Genomic DNA, 18,698 nt, shown 5'->3' with positions numbered 1-18,698 from the left:
CCGGTTGAGGCGTGCGGAGCACAGTCGGGGTGCCGGGTTCGGGTTCGATACAGAGACCTGGACCACCCTCGGTTGCACGTCCAATAGTAGGAAGTCAAACTATTCTCATGACGACGTCCCTCGCGCCCGCGTTGCACAAGCCGGTCAACCCGGTGCGCTTCGTGACCGCGTCCAGCCTCTTCGACGGCCACGACGCGGCGATCAACATCATGCGGCGCATCCTGCAGGCGCAGGGCGCGGAGGTCATCCACCTCGGGCACAACCGGTCGGTCGCCGAGGTCGTGACCGCGGCGGTCCAGGAGGACGCGCAGGGCATCGCCATCAGCGCCTACCAGGGCGGGCACGTCGAGTACTTCTCGTACCTGGTCGAGTTGCTGAACGAGCGCGGTGCCGGGCACATCCGGGTCTACGGCGGCGGTGGCGGCGTCATCGTGCCCGAGGAGATCGAGCTGCTGCACTCCCGCGGGGTCGCGCGGATCTTCTCGCCGCAGGACGGGCAGACGCTCGGCCTCGCCCGCATGATCAACCTGATGATCGAGGAGTGCGACCACGCGCTCACCGCGCCGTTCAGCCACGACGCGCTGCTGACGGGAGCCGACGAGGCCCTGGCGCGCGCGATCACGCACATCGAGGCGGGCACGGCCGAGCCGCTGGAGGCCACGCGCAAGGTCCCGGTGCTCGGCATCACGGGCACCGGTGGCTCCGGCAAGTCGTCGCTCACCGACGAGCTCGTCCGCCGCTTCCGGCTCGACCAGCAGGACAAGCTGCGCATCGCCGTGCTCGCGGTCGACCCGACCCGGCGCCGCGGCGGTGGCGCGCTGCTCGGCGACCGGATCCGGATGAACTGCCTCGACGGCGACCGGGTGTTCTTCCGCTCGCTGGCCACGCGCCGCGCCGGCAGCGAGATCCCGGACGGCCTGGAGCAGGCGATCGTGGCGTGCAAGGCCTCCGGTGCCGACCTGGTCATCGTCGAGACCCCCGGCATCGGCCAGGGCGACGCGGCGATCGTGCCGTTCGTCGACTTCTCGCTGTACGTGATGACGCCGGAGTTCGGTGCCGCGTCGCAGCTCGAGAAGATCGACATGCTCGACTACGCCGACGCCGTGGCGATCAACAAGTTCGAGCGCCGCGGTGCCGAGGACGCGCGCCGCGACGTGGCCCGCCAGATGGTCCGCAACCGCGAGGCGTTCGGCGTGAAGTGGGAGGACATGCCGGTCTACGGCACGTCCGCCGCGACGTTCAACGACGACGGCGTCACCGCGCTCTACCAGTTCCTGCGCGACGGCCTGAAGGAGCACGGCCTGCACGTCGAGGACGGCGCGCTGGCACCGGTCTCCGGCAAGACGTCGACCAGCGCGTCCACCGTCGTGCCCGCCTCCCGCGCCCGCTACCTCAGCGACATCTCCGACACCGTGCGCGGCTACCACCGCCGCACCGAGGAGCAGGTCGCCGCGGTCCGCGCGCACACCCAGCTCACCGCGGCGCAGAAGGCGCTGGAGGCAGCGGGGAAGGGCGTCGCGGACATCGCGGAGCTCGCCTCCGCCGCCGAGCGCGGCCTCGACCGCGACACCACCGACCTGCTCGGTGCGTGGCCCGCGACCGTCGAGCAGTACAGCGGTGACGAGCTCGTGTTCACGGTGCGCGACAAGGAGATCCGCACCAGGCTCACGCGGGAGACGCTGTCCGGCAACCAGGTCCGCCGCGTCAGCCTGCCCCGGTACGACGACGAGGGCTCGCTGCTGCGGTTCCTGCGCAAGGAGAACCTGCCGGGCTTCTTCCCGTTCACCGCGGGCGTCTTCCCGTTCAAGCGCGAGGGCGAGGACCCGGCGCGCATGTTCGCGGGCGAGGGCGACGCGTTCCGCACCAACCGCCGCTTCAAGTACCTGTCGAAGGGCAATCCGGCCACCCGCCTGTCGACCGCGTTCGACTCGGTGACGCTCTACGGCCGCGACCCCGACACCCCGCCGGACGTCTACGGCAAGATCGGCACCTCCGGTGTCTCGATCGCGTCGCTGGACGACATGAAGGCGCTCTACGACGGCTTCGACCTGGTCGCGCCGACGACGTCGGTGTCGATGACGATCAACGGCCCGGCGCCGACGATCCTCGCGTACTTCCTCAACACCGTGATCGACCAGCAGGTCGCGAAGTTCACCGCCGAGGAGGGCCGCGAGCCGTCCGCGGAGGAGCACGCCCGGATCAAGGCGTTCGCGCTGGCCAACGTCCGCGGCACCGTGCAGGCCGACATCCTCAAGGAGGACCAGGGCCAGAACACCTGCATCTTCTCCACGGAGTTCTCGCTGCGCATGATGGCGGACATCCAGGAGTGGTTCATCCAGCAGCAGGTGCGCAACTTCTACTCGGTGTCCATCTCGGGCTACCACATCGCCGAGGCCGGGGCGAACCCCATCAGCCAGCTCGCCTTCACGCTCGCCAACGGCTTCACCTACGTCGAGTCGTACCTGGCGCGCGGCATGAACATCGACGACTTCGCGCCGAACCTGTCGTTCTTCTTCTCCAACGGCATGGACGCGGAGTACAGCGTCATCGGCCGCGTCGCCCGGCGGATCTGGGCCGTGGCCATGCGCGACCGCTACGGCGCCTCGGAGCGGTCGCAGAAGTTCAAGTACCACGTGCAGACCTCGGGCCGTTCGCTGCACGCGCAGGAGATGGACTTCAACGACATCCGCACCACGCTGCAGGCGTTGTGCGCGCTGTACGACAACTGCAACTCCCTGCACACCAACGCCTACGACGAGGCGATCACCACTCCCACGGAGTCGTCCGTCCGGCGCGCGATGGCCATCCAGATGATCATCAACAAGGAGTGGGGCCTCTCGGCCAACGAGAACCCGCTGCAGGGCTCGTTCGTCATCGACGAGCTGACCGACCTCGTCGAAGAGGCCGTGCTGATGGAGTTCGACCGCATCTCCGAACGCGGCGGCGTCCTCGGCGCGATGGAGACCGGCTACCAGCGCGGCCGCATCCAGGACGAGTCGATGCTCTACGAGCAGCGCAAGCACGACGGCTCGCTGCCGCTGGTCGGCGTCAACACCTTCCTGCCGGAGGACGGCACCCGCGAGGTCGTGAAGATCGAGCTCGCGCGCGCCACCGAGGAAGAGAAGGAGTCGCAGGTCGAGCGGACCCGCGCGTTCCAGGCCGCGCACCGCGACGAGGCCCAGAAGGCCCTCGCACGCCTGCGCGAGGTGGCGCAGACGAACGAGAACGTGTTCGCCGTGCTGATGGACGCCGCACGCGTGTGCACGCTCGGGCAGATCACCGAGGCGTTCTTCGAGGTGGGCGGCCAGTACCGCCGCAACATCTGACCCCTGCTTCTGCAAGTACCACCAACTCAACATCAACAGGCACTTTTCTACTACCAACAGCGCCTCCGACCGCCTGCCGACGCGGTCCTAATTCGGTGGACGACGAACATGTTGGTAGTAGTTGGCGGCGGTTTGATCAAGGGTTGGTGGTACTTGCAGACGCCCTTGCCGACAGGGGCAAGGGGCTAGTGCGTTGACCAGATACGTTCACCGGGTTGGGGACACGCCGGACAAGATCCCTGACGCAGGCTTGTGGTGATCCCATGCTCGGCGGTGACGTAGTGGCCGCCGAGCATGAGGACGGGTCGATGGCCGAGCCGGTCAGAGCACGTCGATTGACCGAGGACGAGGGCCGCCGCCTGCTGAACTATGTGCGTCGGGGCAAGCAGGGCACGATCCGGATGCGTCGGGCGATGATCATCCTGGCCTCGTCGTCCGGGACGCCCGCGCCGTCGATCGCGCGCTTGGTCGCGGCGGACGCCGACACGGTGCGGGACGTGATTCATGACTTCAACGCCCGCGGCCTGGCGGCGCTGGGCCCTAGCTGGGCCCTAGCTGGGCGGGAGGCCGTCCCCGCCTGATCAGCCCTGACGACATCGCGTTCGTCGTGGCGACGGCCAAGGCCCGCCCTGCCGGGGCGGGCCTGCCCTTCACCCGCTGGAGCCTGCGCAAACTCGCCGCCCACCTGCACCGCAACCCCGGCCGGCGGGTGCGGATCGGCCGTGAGCGGCTTCGGCAGATCCTGCACAGTCACGGCATCAGCTTCCAGCGCACCCGGACCTGGAAGACCTCCAACGATCCGGCCTTCGACGCCAAGCTCGACCGCATCGACGAAGTCCTGACCCGCTTCCCACGGCGGTGTTTCGCCTTCGACCAATCCGGGCCGCTGTCGATCCGCCCGCACCACGGCTGCGGCTGGGCACCGCGCACGCGTCCCGACCGGATTCCGGCGACCTACCGACGCACGCACGGCATCCGCTACTTCCACGGCTGCTACTCCATCGGCGACGACACGCTCTGGGGCGTCACCCGCCGCCGCAAGGGCGGTGACCACAGCCTGGCCGCCCTGAAATCGATCAGGGCGGCCAGACCGGACGGCGCACCGATCTACGTGATCATGGACAACCTGTCGGCCAACAAAACTCCGAAGATCCTCACCTGGGCCGCCGACAACAACGTCGAGATCTGCCTGACCCCGACCTACGCCTCCTGGGCCAACCCCATCGAGCCGCAGTTCGGACCACTGCGCACTTTCGTCATCGCCAACTCCGACCACCCCAACCACACGGTTCTGGCACGCCGGCTCCAACAACACCTGCGCTGGCGCAACGCCAACGCCCGCCACCCCGACGTCCTCGCCGCCCAACGCCGCGAACGAGCACGCATCCGCAGCGAACGCCACCAACGCTGGGGCCGACCACGAGCAGCCTGACCAACCCGGCGAACCTATGTGGTCAACGCACTAGACGGCGTAGGGCCGGCCGACGATCCACCCGCCCACCCGGTCGGGCAGCTCGTCGGTCGGCACCAGCTCGACCGGGTCGCCCACGTTCACCACGCCGGGCCGCACCACCCAGCTGTCCAGGCACAGCACCCCGCCGAACTCGTGCCGGATCCGCCGGTGCACGTCCAGGTCCTGCGCCCCGGTGTCGGGGTCGATCGTCGTCACCACGCACCGCGCCCGCTGCCGGTACATGCCGATGACGACGTCGCCGACCACCAGCGCGTGCCCCGGCCAGCTCTCCTCCTCACCGGCCTCGACCCCGCCGACGAGGATGTTGGGCCGCAGCCGCCGCACGTCCACGCCCGCCGCCGCGACCTGGCCGTCGGTGGCCACCAGGACGTTGAGCACGTCGAAGCGCTCCGGCCCGGTGTAGCGGGTCAGCCGGCCGCCGAACGGCAGCACCCGCTCGTGCGCTTCCCAGCTGTCCCACGGGTGCCCGTCCACGAGCGGGCCGTCCGGCCCGGTCGTCGCGGGGATGGTCAGCAGGCCGTACCGGGTGCGGCCGGTCAGGACCCCGCGCGGGCCCTGCACGTGCACGAGCCGGTCGCCCTCGACCCCGTCGGAGGTGAAGGCCGCCGACTCCAGTTGCTCGCCGCCGAGCGACTTCACCGGGTAGCGCCACAGTCCTGAGACGTGCATCGGTCTACTCCGTCGGGAGGTCGTGGGTGGAGGTGGGGTCGACGCGCCGGTCCGCGGCGGCGATCCGCACGTCGTTGATGCTCGCCTCACGCCGGGACATCAGGCCGGACGGAGCGAACTCCCAGTTCTCGTTGCCGTAGCTGCGCCACCACTGGCCGTCGTCGTCGTGCCACTCGTACTGGAAGCGGACGGCGATGCGGTCGTCGCCGAACGCCCACAGCGACTTGCGGAGCGCGTAGCCGTGCTCGCGCTCCCACTTGCGGGTCAGGAACGCGACGATCTCGCCGGTCCCGCGCACGAACTCGGACCTGTTGCGCCACACCGAGTCCGGTGTGTAGGCGCGGGCCACGCGCTCCGGGTCGCGGGTGTTCCAGGCGTCCTGCGCGGCCTGCACCTTCTGCCGGGCGGTGTCGGCGTCGAACGGTGGCACGAGGGTCACGGCGGCATCCTTTCCAACGGTTGGAAGACGCCGCAAACGTTAGAACATGGCACTAACGGATGCAAGGACGTGTTACCGTTAGGTCGTGTTGCTCACGCCCGACGAACCCCGGCCGGTCCTGCTCATGAACACGATCTGGGCGAACCGGTCGCAGGTGAACGACGACCTGGTGACCGTCGCTGGGCTGAACGGGTTCCTCGGGTTCGCCGCCGGTGAGACCGGCGAGGACGACCTGCGCGCGTTCCGCACGCTCCGCCAGGCCCTGCGGGACCTCGCCGCCGTGCTGACGCAGGACACGCGTGCGGTCGCCCAGGACCGCGACCTCGCGCGGGCCGTCACCGACCTCAACCTCGCCGCCAAGCGCGCCACCGAGTGGCCGCAGCTCGCGGAGGAAGACGGAAAACTGGTGCGGCGCAACGAAGTCGGCGGTTCGCGGGTCGACCGCGCGCTGGCCTCTATCGCGGCCGAGGCGGTGGAGCTGTTCACCGGCGAGCAGCAGGTGCTGTTGCGAGCCTGTTACGCGCCAGGGTGTGTGCTCTACTTCGTGAAGGACCACCCGCGGCGGGAATGGTGCTCACCGGGCTGCGGCAACCGGGTCCGCGCGGCCAGGCACTACCGGCGCAACCGGGCGGGCGAGTGAGCGAACCGCCTGGTCCGAACGGGTTTTCCTGATCGCACGGCCTACACGTGAGCCGCCCGAGTTCCGATAAGTGGACAAGGGAGCGCTTTTTTGTGTGGTGGTGATCCGCGATGTCCCGAGAATCCGTACCAGGCCACGACATCAGCTATCACCTCGTCTGCTTCGACGAGACCGGCAACGAGCGGGGGCACGACAGCGCGGACGTCCTACGCGACGCACGCGCCGGTGTCACCGATGTTTTCTTCTTCGTGCACGGGTGGAACGGTGACGTCCCGGCCGCCCGGCACCAGTACGGCCAGTGGGTCGCGACGATGGCCGCCTGCGGGGCGGAACGTGCGGCGGCGCACCGGCTTCCGGGCGGGTTCCGCGCACTGCTGGTCGGCCTGCACTGGCCGTCGAAGGCGTGGGGCGACGAGGACGTCAGGTCGGAGGAGTTCGTCAGGGCCTCGGCCGCGCGGCTCGGCGGGGGAGCGGCCCGCACGGCCGCGGTGCGCACGATCGTGCAGGCCGCACTGCACCACCCGTGCCGGATGTCGCCCGCCGTCAAGGAGGCCTACGTCTACCTCGAAGGCTCGGTGCCGGACCTGCCGGGCGAGGACGGGATGCCGTTCGACCCCCAGCAGCTCTACCGCGCGTGCCTGGAGGACCCCGCGCTCGGTGGCATCCTGTCGCCGTTGCGAATCCTGACGTTCTGGAAGATGAAACGACGCGCGCGGGTGTTCGGCGACAGCGGTGCGGCCCGGATCGCCCGCGAGGTCGCCCAAGCCGCACCGGACGCGCGCATCCACCTGATGGGCCACAGCTTCGGCTGCATCACCGCGACCGCCATGGCGACCGCGGTGCCGGCGGCGACGCTCACCCTGGTGCAGGGCGCGATGTCGCTGTGGTCGTTCGCGGAACGGCTGCCAGACGAACCGGGAGCCGGTCACTTCCGCGGCGTGCTCGGCCGGGTGCCCGGCCCGATCGTCGTGACCACCTCGGCGCACGACCACGCGATCGGCCGGTTCTACCCGCTGGCCGCGCGGTCGGGCCGGCAGCTCGACCTCGACGCGTACCCGAAGTACGGCGGCATCGGAGCCCATGGCGTGCAAGGCACCTACGTCCACGGCCACCACGTCGGGTCGGTCGGCGACCTGGTCAGGGGTCAGGTGCACAACGTCGACTGCTCGTCGGTGATCCGCCGCGGCGACGGGATCGCGGGTGCGCACAACGACATCTGCCACCCGGAGCTGGCACGCGTGCTGTGGCGGGCCGTGCTGGCCCGCTGACGGGGTCGTGCCCGTCCCGTGCCGCGGGCTCGACCCCCGCGCGGCACGGGACGGGCACGGTCACCCCGTGCCCAGTCGCAGGACCACCTGCGGCACCAGCGTGCTGCCCAGGCACGGGCGCAGGTCCGCGCGCAACGCGGACAGGCTCACCGGCGGCTGCGCGGGCAGCACCGCCGCACCGACTGTCGCCGCCGTCAGGACGACCCGCTGCATCGCCTGCCCCGCACGGATCTCCGCCGCGGCGCCCTGCGCGAACGTGCACAGCACCAGGTCCTGCCCACCGGGTGTCACGTGCAGCCACGCGCGTTCCACCTCCGCGGCCCGCGACAGCAGCCCGCGCCAGGGGCCCACCCCGGGGAACGTCGTCCACGTGCGACGGTGCGCGCGCAGGGCGTGCAGCAGCGCGAGCACGTCCGGGTCCGGGTCCTGGTGCCCGCCCAGCCGCACGGCCGCGGCGGCGTCGTGCGCACCGGCCCCCGGCAGCAGCGTCACCAGCGGGCGGATCCCGTGGCCCTGCAACGCCAGCCGGACGTTCAGCAGCGCCACACCGCACGCGATCCTGGCCTCCCGGCTGTGCGGGCTCGTGGTGTGCAGCTCGATCCGCTCGGGCCGCACCTCGAACCGGACCTGCGGCGCGGCCTGCGTGGCGAGCGCGAGCACCCCGCGCACGTCCTCACCCGCCAGTCCGAGCGATTCGGGCACGACGGTGGTCATGCCCTCACTGTCCGGGCAGCGCGGTGCGCGGACCACGGCCGAAGGTCCTCATTTGCCAGGGCCGTGTGATCGCGGGATGTGTGCGACGCTAGCGGCGTGCCCACCCCTCCCGGCCGCCGTGACCTCGACGAACTGCTCGACGAGGTGCGGGATCGCATGGACGAGATCGTCACCACCCGTGACCACATGCAGGAGCTGCTCGGCGCCGTCCTCGCCGTGGCGTCCGGGCTGGAGCTCGACTCGACGTTGCAGCGGATCGTGCAGGCCGCCGTCGACCTCGTCGGCGCCCGCTACGGCGCGCTGGGCGTGCTGGGGACGCGCGACGACCTGTCCGAGTTCGTCCACGTGGGCGTGGACGCGGAGACGAGCGCGAAGATGGGCCACCTGCCCGAGGGCAAGGGCCTGCTGGGGCTGCTGATCAAGGACCCGACCCCGTTGCGGCTGCACGACCTGGCCCGGCACGACATGTCGGTCGGCTTCCCGCCGAACCACCCGCCGATGCACAGCTTCCTCGGCGTGCCGGTGCGGGTGCGCGACGAGGTCTTCGGCAACCTCTACATGACCGAGAAGATCGACGCCGCCGAGTTCACCGCCGACGACGAGGCGGTCCTGCAGGCACTGGCCGCGGCGGCGGGCATCGCGATCGACAACGCCCGGCTGTTCGAGAAGTCCCGGATGCGGGAACGGTGGCTGGAGGCCATCGGCGAGGTCAACTCCGAGCTGCTGGGCGGCGCGTCCGGTGAGTACGCGCTGCGCCTGATCACCCAGCGGACCGTGGAGCTGGCCTCCGCCGACGCGGCGCTGGTGGTGCTCGGCGACGGCCGGCACGCCCCGCTCGCGGTGGCCGCGAACGCGGGCGCGCGGCTCGGCGACTTCGACCCCGCCGACTACGCCCTCGACGAGGTGGTCCGCACCGGAACACCCCTGCTGTCCGACGACCTCACCGCCGCCTTCGGCTCCGTGCTCGCGGTGCCGCTGCGGTCGGGTTCCGCCGTCACCGGCGCCCTGGTCGTGCTGCGCCGCGGCACCGAGTCCCGCTTCCTGCCCGACCAGGTCCCGATGCTGGCCTCGTTCGCCGACCAGGCGGCGGTGGCGCTGGAGTTCGCGGAACAGCAACGCTCCCAACGGTTGCTGTACGTGCTGGAGGACCGCGACCGCATCGCCCGCGACCTGCACGACCACGTGATCCAGCGGTTGTTCGTCACCGGGCTGACCCTGCAGGCCACCCTGCGCCGCATCACCGAACCGGAGGTCGCCGCCCGCCTGCGCACCGCCGTGGAGCAGCTCGACGAGACCGTGCGCGAGATCCGCACCTCGATCTTCGACCTGCACTCGACCGACAACACCTCGCTGCGCCGCCGCCTGCTCGACCTCGTCGCCGGCCTGACCGAGTCCACGCACCTGTCCCCGGCCGTGCGGATGTCCGGCACCGTCGACAACTCCGTGCCACCCGAGCTCGCCGAACACGTCGAGGCCGTGGTGCGCGAGGCCGTCACGAACGCCGTGCGGCACGCGGAGGCCACCGAGCTCACGGTGCTGGTCGACGCGGGCGACGACGTGGTGATCACCGTGCAGGACAACGGGATCGGCATCGCACCCGACGTGGCGCGCAGCGGGCTGCGCAACCTCGCGCACCGGGCGGCGCAGTTCGGCGGAACGTTCGCGGTGCGCGCGGCCGACGGCGGGGGAGCGCGCGTGGTGTGGCGGGTCCCGCTGGACCGGTCGTCCTAGCCCGTTCTAGCGGGGCTTCTCGCCGTCCCTGCGGAACTGCGACGCGAACACCGCCGCCTGCGTGCGGCGCTGCATGCCGAGCTTCGCCAGCAGGTGCGAGACGTAGTTCTTGACGGTCTTCTCCGCGAGGAACATCCGCTCGGCGATCTGCCGGTTCGTCAGCCCCTCGCCGATGAGGTCGAGCACCGTGCGCTCCTGCTCGCTGAGCACGCGCAGCGGGTCGCCCTCCTCGCGTTCGCGGCGGATCCGGTTGAGCAGGGCGCTGGTCGTGCGCGCGTCGAGCAGCGACTGGCCGGCGGCGACCGTGCGGACCGCGTTCACCAGGTCGGCGCCCAGGATCTGCTTGAGCACGAACCCGGAGGCGCCCGCCATGATCGCGTCGAACAGGGCCTCGTCGTCGGCGAAGCTCGTCAGCATCAGGCACTGCAGACCGGGGACGCGGCTGCGCAGCTCCCGGCACAGCTCGATGCCGTTGCCGTCGGGGAGCCGGATGTCGAGCACCGCCACGTCGGCCTGGGCCTCCGGCACCGCGGCCAGCGCCTCCGCGACCGTCGCGGCGTCACCGACCACCTCCAGGTCGGGCTCCTCACCGAGCAGGTCCGCGATGCCGCGGCGGACGATCTCGTGGTCGTCGACGAGGAAAACACGCGTCGCCATGGGGTTCACGGTAGTCCAAGGACACTGCTCCGAGGGGCCTGGAGGCACTCGCCGCACTGGGCCGATCGGGCGTCGTCCGGGGCCGCTGGAACGCGAAAGGTCCGGGTCGCTGGAAAGCGCCCGGACCTGTCACGACGTGACCTGCTGCGGTCAGCCCTGCTTGATCGCCGAGATCTCGAACTCGAGGACGACCTTCTCGCTCACCAGCACGCCGCCGGTCTCCAGCGCCGCGTTCCAGGTGACGCCGTAGTCCTTGCGGTTGATGGTGTGCGAGCCCTCGAAGCCCACGCGGGTGTTGCCGAACGGGTCCACGGCCACGCCCTCGAACGCGAACGGGATGGTGATCGACTTGGTGACGTCCTTGATGGTCAGGTCACCGGTGATCTCGAAGTTGCCGTCGTCGACCTGCTTCGCGGAGGTCGAGACGAACTTGATCTCCGGGTAGGTCTCGACGTCGAGGAAGTCGTTGGTGGTGAGGTGGCCGTCGCGCTGCGCGTTGCGGGTGTCGATCGTCGCGACCTTCACGGTCACCTCGGCGGTGGTGTTCTCCGGCTTGTCACCGTCGATCTTGATCTTGCCGTCGAACTCGTTGAACGCACCACGAACCTTGGTGACCATCGCGTGGCGGGCGACGAAGCCGATGCGGGAGTGCGACGCGTCGATGACGTAGTCGCCGGTCAGTTCGGAGAGGTTGGTGGGCGTGGTCATGGCGGTATGTCCTTCGGTCGGTCGGGTTGGTTGAACTGTCATCTACCTTGCACCAACCATGGATGATGTGTCAACTATTCCCGTATGCTGAGCGTGTGACCCGATGGCTTGAACCTGAACAACAGCTGGCGTGGCGTGCCTACGTCCGCATGCAAGGGGAGCTGAACGCCCACCTGAGCAGGCAGATGTCCGCCGACTCCGACATTTCCATGGCCGACTTCGCCGTGCTCGTCCAACTGACCGACACGCCGGACGAACGCGTGCGCGTGCTGGAGCTGGCCCGGTCGCTGAACTGGGAGAAGAGCCGCATCTCGCACCACCTCGGACGGATGGTGAAGCGCGGGCTCGTCGCCCGCGAGGGGTGCGCCAGCGACGGGCGCGGCTCCTACGTGGTGCTGACCCAGCAGGGCCGCGCGGCCATCGAGGCGGCGGCGCCCCGGCACGCCGAGACGGTCCACCACCTGGTGTTCGACCTGCTCGGTGACGAGGAGGTCGCGGCGCTGCGGTCGATCTCAGAGAAGATCTTCACGCGGTTAACGACAGGCGAATGTGCGGCGGTAGTCGCTCGGTGCGACGCCGACGACCCGGTGGAAGTGGTGGCGCAGGAGTGCGGCGGTGCCGAAGCCTGACCGGGTCGCCACCGCGTCGACGTCGAGGTCGGTCTCCTCGAGCAGCCGGCGCGCGTGCAGCACCCGTTGGAGTGACAGCCACTTGTTCGGCGTGGTGCCGGTCTCCGCGACGAACCTCCTGGCGAACGTCCGCTCGGACATGACGGCGAGCTTCGCCATCGACGCCACCGTGTGGTTGTCCGCGATCGTGTCGAGCACCTGCTCCAGCACCGGTTCGAGGCTGTCGGCCGAGCAGTCGGGGATGGGCAGCTCCACGAACTGCCGCTGACCGCCGTCGCGCTGCGGCGGCACGACCATCCTGCGCGCGATGGTCGTGGCGACCCTGGTGCCGAGCTCGCGGCGCACCAGGTGCAGGCAGGCGTCGATGCCGGCGGCCGTGCCCGCGCTGGTGATGATGTTGCCGTCGTCGACGAACAGCACGTCCGGGTCGACCTGGGCCCTGGGGAAGCGCTCCTGGAACGCCTTCGTCTCACGCCAGTGGGTGGTGCACCGGCGGTCGTCGAGCAGGCCCGCCTCGCCGAGGATGAACGCCCCGCTGCAGACGCTCAGCAGCGTCGCGTCGGTCTCGCGCAACGTCTTGAGCAGCTTCTCCGGGTAGGCCTCGCGGATCTTGGCCGCGGGCAGCGCGACCAGGTCGGCGTCGAGCAGGGCCTCGAAGCCGTGCTCCGGGGTGATGGAGACGCCGGGGACGTCCGTGTGCACCGGTTCGTTCGGGAGCTCGCCGCAGACCCGGAAGTCGATCAGCGGCACGCCCTCCTCGGTCCGGTCGACGCCGAACACCTCGCAGAGCACGCCGAACTCGAACGGCGCGACGCCGTTGATGAGCGGAACCGCCACCGATCGGAGCATGGCAGGATTTTAGCGTGCATCGTCAGATCTGCCACTGTTGGCGGGATTTTGTCGGCCGCAAACTTTCTGCATGACTCTTTCAGCGATCCTCCTGGTAGTGGCAGTCCTCGCCGTCTGGCTCGACCGGCACCGCGACCGCAGTGCCGGCCTGGCGGGCTCCTCCGACGTCGTCGACCGCGACCGCATCCGCGTGCGCAACGACATCCGGTACCTCACTTGATGAGCGGCTGCGGTCCCGTGTAGCGGGCGATCGGGCGGATGATCTTCGTGTCCTCGGACTGTTCCAGGGCGTTGGCACACCACCCGATCACCCGGCTGCACGCGAACGTGGGCGTGAACATGTCGCGCGGGATCCCGCACTGCTCCATCACGACACCCGCGTAGAACTCGACGTTCGCGTACAGCTGCCGGCCCGGCTTGAGCTCGGCCAGCAGCTCGGTCACCCGGCGCTCGACCGTCGTCGCGAACTCCGTCAGCGGCGTCGGCCGCTCCAGCGCGATCTCCCTGAGCAGGCGTGCCCGCGGGTCCTTCGTCCGGTAGACGGCGTGACCGAAGCCCATGATCCGGTTGCCCTGCTCGATCTGCTCGCGCACCCAGGCGTCGACGTTGTCCGGCGAGCCGATGAGGTCGAGGCTCTCCAGCGCCCGGTCCGGCGCGCCACCGTGCAGCGGCCCGGAGAACGTGCCGATCGCCGCCGTCACCGCCGACACGACGTCAGCTCCCGAGCTCGCGACGACGCGTGCCGTGAACGTTGACGCGTTGAAGCCGTGGTCGATCGTCGCGATCAAGTACTGCTCGACTGCACGACTCGTCCACGTTGACGGCTCCTGTCCAGTCAACATGTACAGCCAGTTCGTCGACGTTGACAGCTCAACCCTGGGGTGGACGGGCTCAAGCCCGAGCTTGAGCCGGTGCAGTGCGGCCAGGATCGTCGGCGTCACAGCACACACGCGCAGCGCGTCGGCCCGGCGTGCCGCCATCGGCGCGTCCCACATCGGCTGCGACGGCAGCAACGACAACGCCGTCCGCAGCCCGGCCAGCGGCGTGACCCCGGCCTGCGCAATGGCGGGCAGCACGGCGGCGATGCCGTCGGGCAGCTCGCGCAGCTCCGCCGTCCGCCGTGCGAACAGCTCGCTCTCCGCCGCGTCCGGCAGCCGGCCCTCGGCGAACAGGAACCACACGTCCTCGAACGACCGGGTCCTGGCCAGCTCGATCGCGTCGTGCTCGCGGTAGTGGTAGTAGCCCGCAGCCCCGTTCACGTCCCCGATCAGGGTGGTGGTGACGACGACGTCCTTCAACCCTTTGGGTGCATCAATCAACATGGACAAGAGGCTCCGTCAACCTCCAGGTACAGTCAACGTTGATGGAATCAATGCTGACGACAATCCAGACCGCTCGCCGCCTCGGCGTGAAGCCGGCGACGGTGTACGCCTACGTCAGCCGCGGCCTGCTGACCAGCACGAAGCTGAACCGCGCGAGCATGTTCGACGTCGCCGAGGTCGAGGCCCTGGCGCAGCGCACTGGTGCGCGCGGAGCAGTGGCCGCTGTGACCGATCGCATCCGCACCCGCATCTCCCTGCTGGAGCACGACCGGCTGTTCTACCGCGGCCGCTCCGCCGTCGAGCTGAGCGGGACGCGCCGGTTCGAGGACGTGGCGCAGTGGCTGTGGACCGCCGTGGAGACCACCGGTGTCGAGTTCCCCGAGGGCCAGGAGATCTGGATGGCCCTCCCCGACAGCGCGACCCTCACCGACCGCGTCCGCGTGGCCGTGGCCCTCGCCGGCGCCGGCGACCCGCTGCGCTTCGACCTCGACCGCGCCGTCTCGACCGCCAAGGCCCTCATCGCCGACGTCGTCGAGTCCCTCCCGCTCATCCAACGCCCGCAGGGCACCGACATCGCCGACCGACTCTGGGCCCGCCTGTCACCCGAACCGCCCCAGCCCGCCGTCCTCAACGCGGCCCTGGTCCTGCTCGCCGACCACGACCTGGCCGTCTCCACGATGGCCGCCAGGGTCGCCGCCTCCGCCCGCGCCCACCCGTACGCCGTGGTGTCCGCGGGCCTCGGCGCCATGGAGGGCCAGAAGCACGGCACCGCCAGCACCCTCACCCACCGCTTCCTCCTGCAAGCCGCCCCCGACCCGATGGCCGCGGTGGCCGAACGCCTGCGCGCAGGCGAGCCGATCCCCGGCTTCGGCCACGCCGTCTACGAACGCCACGACCCCCGCGCCGACCACCTGCTCGCCCTCCTGCGCACCCACGGCGACGCCGACCTGGTGGCGGACCGCGTCATCGCCACCCAACCACTCACGTTCCCCAACGTCGACCTGGCCCTCGCCCAACTCGGGGTCACGTTCCAGATGTCCCCCGACGCCGGCGAGGCGATCTTCGCGATCGCCCGGATCGTCGGCTGGATCGCGCACGCGATCGAGGAGTACGCCGAGCCGGGGCTGCGGTTCCGGACGCTGGGCGTGTACACGGGCGACCGCCCGTAGCCGCCCGGCGCAACCGCTGGGGCAGACGAAGGGGTAGCTGTCGGGCGTGAGTGCGTGTCACGGGCGTCGGGGCGGTGCGGTTGTGCACGGCACGGGCGCTGGGTGGCGCGCTTGGGTGCGGCACGGGACCTGGGTGGCGCGCTTGCGCGCCGGCGGCGAGCCGGTGGGCGCGCCTCGCCCACACCGTCGCTCGTGTCGTCCGGCTTACGCGGTCGCCGTCAGCTCGCGCTGCGCTGGCCGCATCGCCTTGCTTGCGCCGCTCCGCCCACCTGCTCGCCCCGCTGCGACTGCGTCGCGCCGGCCGCGTCGCCCGCGCTCTCTTACGCCGCGCTGACGATGCCACTCCGCTTGTGCCGCGCTGCCCAGCCCGCCCACGCCGCGCTGCTTGCTCCACGCCGCCCTGCCTGCACCACGCCGCGCCGCGTGGGGGCGGCGCGGTCGGCCTTGCGTTCGCGGCGCGGGTGGTCAGCGCACGCCGAGGCGCTTCAGCACGCTCGTCGTGATGCCCGCGGCGTCCAGGCCGTGGGCGCGCAGGATGCGAGCGCGGGAGTCGTGCGGCAGGAAGCGCGGGGGCAGGGCGAACGTCGCCACGCACGTCGGGCCGCCTGCCAGCGCCTGGCCCAGGCGGGCGCCCAGCGCGCCTGTCGAGGTGGTGTCCTCCACGGCCAGCACCAGGCGGAAACCGCTGCTGTACTTCACGAGGTGCGGGTCCAGCGGCGCGGTCCAGCGCGGGTCGACGACCGTGACACGGACGTCGTGTGCGGCCAACTCCTCCGCGGCTGCGAGGCACGGGCCGGCGAGTGGGCCGACCGCGACCAGCAGGACGTCGGCGTCCGGGGTCTCGTGCAGCACGTCGAAGTGGCCCACCCGCCGCACCGCGGGCACGTCGGGGCCGGCGGACGCCTTCGGGTAGCGCACGACCGTCGGGCCGTCGGAGACGTCGACCGCCTCGCGCAGCAACGCGGCCAGCGACGCCGGGTCCCGTGGTGCGGCCAGGCGCAGGCCCGGCACCACGGGCAGCACGGAGGCGTCCCACATGCCGTGGTGCGAGGCACCGTCCGGGCCCGTGACACCCGCACGGTCGAGCACGAACGTCACCGGCAACCGGTGCAGCGCCACGTCCATCAGCAGCTGGTCGAAGGCGCGTGACAGGAACGTCGCGTAGACGGCCACCACCGGGTGCAGGCCGCCCATCGCCATGCCCGCCGCCGACGTCACGGCGTGCTGCTCGGCGATGCCGACGTCGAACACCCGGGACGGGAAGCGCGCCGAGAACGGCCGCAGGCCGACGGGTTCGAGCATCGCCGCGGTCACGCACACCACGTCGGGCCGGTCGGCGCCGATCGCCACGATCTCGTCCGAGAACACGTCGGTCCACGTGCGTGCCGAGGTGGTACCGGCCGCGCCGACCGCGTGCATGCGGTCCGCCTCGTCGGCCTCGGCCGCGTCGTACCCCTTGCCCTTCACCGTCCTGCAGTGCACGACCACGGGACGGCCCAGCGACTTGGCCTCCCACAGGGCGTTCTCGACGGCGTGCACGTCGTGCCCGTCGACCTCGCCGAGGTAGGCCAGGCCCAGCGCCTCGAACAGGCAGCGCGCCGTGCCGTCGAGCAACGACGCCGCGAGCCCGCCGGCCGTCGGGTCGTAGGAACGGCCGTTGTCGTTCAGCAGCACCACGACCGGCCGCGACGACCCGCCGATGTTGTTCAGCGCCTCCCAGCACATGCCGCCGGTCAGCGCGCCGTCACCGACGACCGCCACCACCCGCCGGTCCACGCCGCCGAGCTCGAACGCCTTCGCCAGACCGTCCGCATAGGACAGTGCGGTGGAGGCGTGCGAGTTCTCGACGACGTCGTGCGCCGACTCGGCCGCGGACGGGTAGCCGGACAGGCCACCGGCCTGCCGCAGCGAGTCGAAGTCGGCGCGGCGACCGGTCAGCAGCTTGTGCACGTACGACTGGTGCCCGGTGTCGAACAGCACGACGTCGACCGGGGACGAGAACACCCGGTGCACCGCGATCGTCAGCTCCACCGCGCCCAGGTTCGGGCCGAGGTGCCCGCCGGTGCGGTGCACCTTGGCGATGAGGAACGACCGGATCTCCGCGGCCAGCCGCGCCAGCTCGGACGAGGACAGCGCCCGCACGTCCGCGGGCGAGGTGATGTCAGCCAGCACGGCGCACCGCCAGCGGCAGTGTGAACGAGATCGTCTCGGTCGCCGTCGTGTGCGTGGACACCGACACCGTGCCCAGCGCCTCCAACGCCGCCACCACCTCGTCGACCAGCTCCGGTGGCGCCGACGCACCCGCTGACAGGCCCACCGTCGTCACGCCCTCCAGCCACGCCGGATCGATCTCCGAGGCGTCGTCGACCAGGTGCGCCGGGGTGCCGGTGCGGGCCGCGAGCTCCACCATCCGCACCGAGTTCGACGAGTTGCGCGACCCCACCACGAGCACGAGGTCGGACTGCGCGGCCACCTCCCGGATCGCGATCTGCCGGTTGGTGGTGGCGTAGCAGATGTCGTCCGAACCGGGACCGCGCACGTGCGGGAACCGCCGCCGCAGCGCCGCGACCACCTCGGACGTCTCGTCGACCGCCAGCGTCGTCTGCGTCAGGTACGACACCGGCCCGGTGATCTCCAGCGCCTCGACGTCGGCGACGGTCTCCACGAGCACCATCCGGTCGGGCGCCTCGCCCAGCGTGCCCTCGACCTCCTCGTGCCCGGCGTGTCCGATGAGGACGATCGTGTCACCGCGGGCGGCGAACCGCCGCGCCTCCGCGTGCACCTTGGTCACCAGCGGGCAGGTCGCGTCCAGCACCTCCAGCGACCGCTCCGCGGCCTCGGCCCGCACAGCGGGGGAGACGCCGTGCGCGGAGAAGACGGCCGTGGCACCGGGCGGAACCTCCGACAGCTCCTCCACGAACACGGCGCCGCGGGCCTCCAGACCGCGCACGACGTGGACGTTGTGCACGATCTGCTTGCGCACGTAGATCGGGCCACCGCGCTGGTCGAGCAGTCGTTCCACGATCTCGACAGCCCGCTCCACCCCGGCGCAGAACGACCGGGGCGAGGCGAGCAGCACCGAACGCGGCGGGTGTTCCGTCAT

The 18,698-nt window shown here is 70.8% G+C and carries 16 protein-coding genes and 1 pseudogene; 8 read left to right on the top strand and 9 right to left on the bottom strand.

The window, feature by feature from the left end; genetic code table 11:
• The first annotated feature begins 107 nt into the window (after nucleotides 1-107).
• The gene (icmF, locus tag ACZ7CF_RS30895; RefSeq protein ID WP_470371230.1) at nucleotides 108-3,326 is read left to right on the top strand and encodes a fused isobutyryl-CoA mutase/GTPase IcmF; all 3,219 of its coding nucleotides are present in this window, start codon (nucleotides 108-110) and stop codon (nucleotides 3,324-3,326) included.
• Between the two features lie 308 nt (nucleotides 3,327-3,634).
• A pseudogene (locus tag ACZ7CF_RS30890) lies at nucleotides 3,635-4,758 on the top strand (IS630 family transposase).
• Nucleotides 4,759-4,788: 30 nt separating this feature from the next.
• On the opposite strand, the gene ACZ7CF_RS30885 reads toward ACZ7CF_RS30890, so the two are convergent.
• A complete protein-coding gene (locus ACZ7CF_RS30885) occupies nucleotides 4,789-5,469 on the bottom strand; it encodes an MOSC domain-containing protein (protein ID WP_360396289.1) in 681 nt (226 codons plus the stop codon).
• A 4-nt stretch (nucleotides 5,470-5,473) separates the two neighbouring features.
• Nucleotides 5,474-5,908 carry a nuclear transport factor 2 family protein gene (locus tag ACZ7CF_RS30880; protein ID WP_360396291.1) on the bottom strand — a complete coding sequence of 145 codons (435 nt, stop codon included), beginning with the start codon at nucleotides 5,906-5,908 and terminating at the stop codon, nucleotides 5,474-5,476.
• 85 nt (nucleotides 5,909-5,993) lie between these two features.
• Here ACZ7CF_RS30880 and ACZ7CF_RS30875 point away from each other — a divergent pair, with 85 nt between their 5' ends.
• Both ACZ7CF_RS30875 and ACZ7CF_RS30870 read left to right on the top strand, forming a co-directional pair.
• Nucleotides 5,994-6,548 (top strand): CGNR zinc finger domain-containing protein, encoded by a 555-nt coding sequence (locus ACZ7CF_RS30875; protein ID WP_360396292.1) that lies wholly within the window; start codon nucleotides 5,994-5,996, stop codon nucleotides 6,546-6,548.
• 110 nt (nucleotides 6,549-6,658) lie between these two features.
• Nucleotides 6,659-7,816: a hypothetical protein gene (locus ACZ7CF_RS30870; RefSeq protein ID WP_470371229.1), complete on the top strand. Its 1,158-nt coding sequence runs from the start codon at nucleotides 6,659-6,661 to the stop codon at nucleotides 7,814-7,816.
• Between the two features lie 60 nt (nucleotides 7,817-7,876).
• Here the strand turns inward: ACZ7CF_RS30870 and ACZ7CF_RS30865 are convergent, their stop codons facing one another.
• Nucleotides 7,877-8,530, bottom strand: coding sequence for a hypothetical protein (locus ACZ7CF_RS30865; protein ID WP_470371228.1), 654 nt, complete (start codon nucleotides 8,528-8,530; stop codon nucleotides 7,877-7,879).
• 156 nt (nucleotides 8,531-8,686) lie between these two features.
• On the opposite strand from ACZ7CF_RS30865, the gene ACZ7CF_RS30860 reads away from it, so the two are divergent.
• Nucleotides 8,687-10,261 carry a sensor histidine kinase gene (locus ACZ7CF_RS30860; protein ID WP_470371288.1) on the top strand — a complete coding sequence of 525 codons (1,575 nt, stop codon included), beginning with the start codon at nucleotides 8,687-8,689 and terminating at the stop codon, nucleotides 10,259-10,261.
• Between the two features lie 6 nt (nucleotides 10,262-10,267).
• On the opposite strand, the gene ACZ7CF_RS30855 is transcribed toward ACZ7CF_RS30860, so the two are convergent.
• Both ACZ7CF_RS30855 and ACZ7CF_RS30850 read right to left on the bottom strand, forming a co-directional pair.
• A complete protein-coding gene (locus tag ACZ7CF_RS30855) occupies nucleotides 10,268-10,918 on the bottom strand; it encodes a response regulator (RefSeq protein WP_458431317.1) in 651 nt (216 codons plus the stop codon).
• A gap of 150 nt (nucleotides 10,919-11,068) precedes the next feature.
• Nucleotides 11,069-11,626, bottom strand: a complete 558-nt coding sequence (locus ACZ7CF_RS30850; protein ID WP_360396300.1) for a YceI family protein — start codon at nucleotides 11,624-11,626, stop codon at nucleotides 11,069-11,071.
• Nucleotides 11,627-11,721: 95 nt separating this feature from the next.
• Between ACZ7CF_RS30850 and ACZ7CF_RS30845 the strand changes: the two genes are divergently transcribed.
• Nucleotides 11,722-12,255 carry a MarR family winged helix-turn-helix transcriptional regulator gene (locus ACZ7CF_RS30845; RefSeq protein ID WP_360396302.1) on the top strand — a complete coding sequence of 178 codons (534 nt, stop codon included), beginning with the start codon at nucleotides 11,722-11,724 and terminating at the stop codon, nucleotides 12,253-12,255.
• On the opposite strand, the gene ACZ7CF_RS30840 is transcribed toward ACZ7CF_RS30845, so the two are convergent.
• Nucleotides 12,160-13,104 (bottom strand): GlxA family transcriptional regulator, encoded by a 945-nt coding sequence (locus tag ACZ7CF_RS30840; protein WP_470371227.1) that lies wholly within the window; start codon nucleotides 13,102-13,104, stop codon nucleotides 12,160-12,162. The two genes, ACZ7CF_RS30845 and ACZ7CF_RS30840, sit on opposite strands and share 96 nt — an antisense overlap.
• 70 nt (nucleotides 13,105-13,174) lie before the next feature.
• Here ACZ7CF_RS30840 and ACZ7CF_RS30835 point away from each other — a divergent pair, with 70 nt between their 5' ends.
• On the top strand, nucleotides 13,175-13,324 hold the full coding sequence (locus ACZ7CF_RS30835; RefSeq protein ID WP_470371226.1) for a hypothetical protein: 150 nt from the start codon (nucleotides 13,175-13,177) through the stop codon (nucleotides 13,322-13,324).
• On the opposite strand, the gene ACZ7CF_RS30830 is transcribed toward ACZ7CF_RS30835, so the two are convergent.
• A complete protein-coding gene (locus tag ACZ7CF_RS30830) occupies nucleotides 13,317-14,426 on the bottom strand; it encodes a citrate/2-methylcitrate synthase (protein ID WP_470371225.1) in 1,110 nt (369 codons plus the stop codon). The genes ACZ7CF_RS30835 and ACZ7CF_RS30830 overlap by 8 nt on opposite strands.
• A gap of 41 nt (nucleotides 14,427-14,467) precedes the next feature.
• Here ACZ7CF_RS30830 and ACZ7CF_RS30825 point away from each other — a divergent pair, with 41 nt between their 5' ends.
• Complete coding sequence (locus ACZ7CF_RS30825; RefSeq protein WP_360396310.1) at nucleotides 14,468-15,595, top strand: citrate synthase; 1,128 nt, start codon at nucleotides 14,468-14,470, stop codon at nucleotides 15,593-15,595.
• A gap of 465 nt (nucleotides 15,596-16,060) precedes the next feature.
• Here ACZ7CF_RS30825 and ACZ7CF_RS30820 read toward each other — a convergent pair whose 3' ends face one another.
• Nucleotides 16,061-17,767, bottom strand: coding sequence for a 1-deoxy-D-xylulose-5-phosphate synthase (locus tag ACZ7CF_RS30820; protein WP_360396312.1), 1,707 nt, complete (start codon nucleotides 17,765-17,767; stop codon nucleotides 16,061-16,063).
• Complete coding sequence (locus ACZ7CF_RS30815; protein ID WP_360396314.1) at nucleotides 17,757-18,698, bottom strand: 4-hydroxy-3-methylbut-2-enyl diphosphate reductase; 942 nt, start codon at nucleotides 18,696-18,698, stop codon at nucleotides 17,757-17,759. The genes ACZ7CF_RS30820 and ACZ7CF_RS30815 overlap by 11 nt, the downstream gene beginning before the upstream one ends.

The sequence above is a fragment of the Lentzea sp. NPDC036955 genome (genome assembly GCF_055608005.1).
This window is presented reverse-complemented; position numbering and strand designations above follow the sequence as displayed.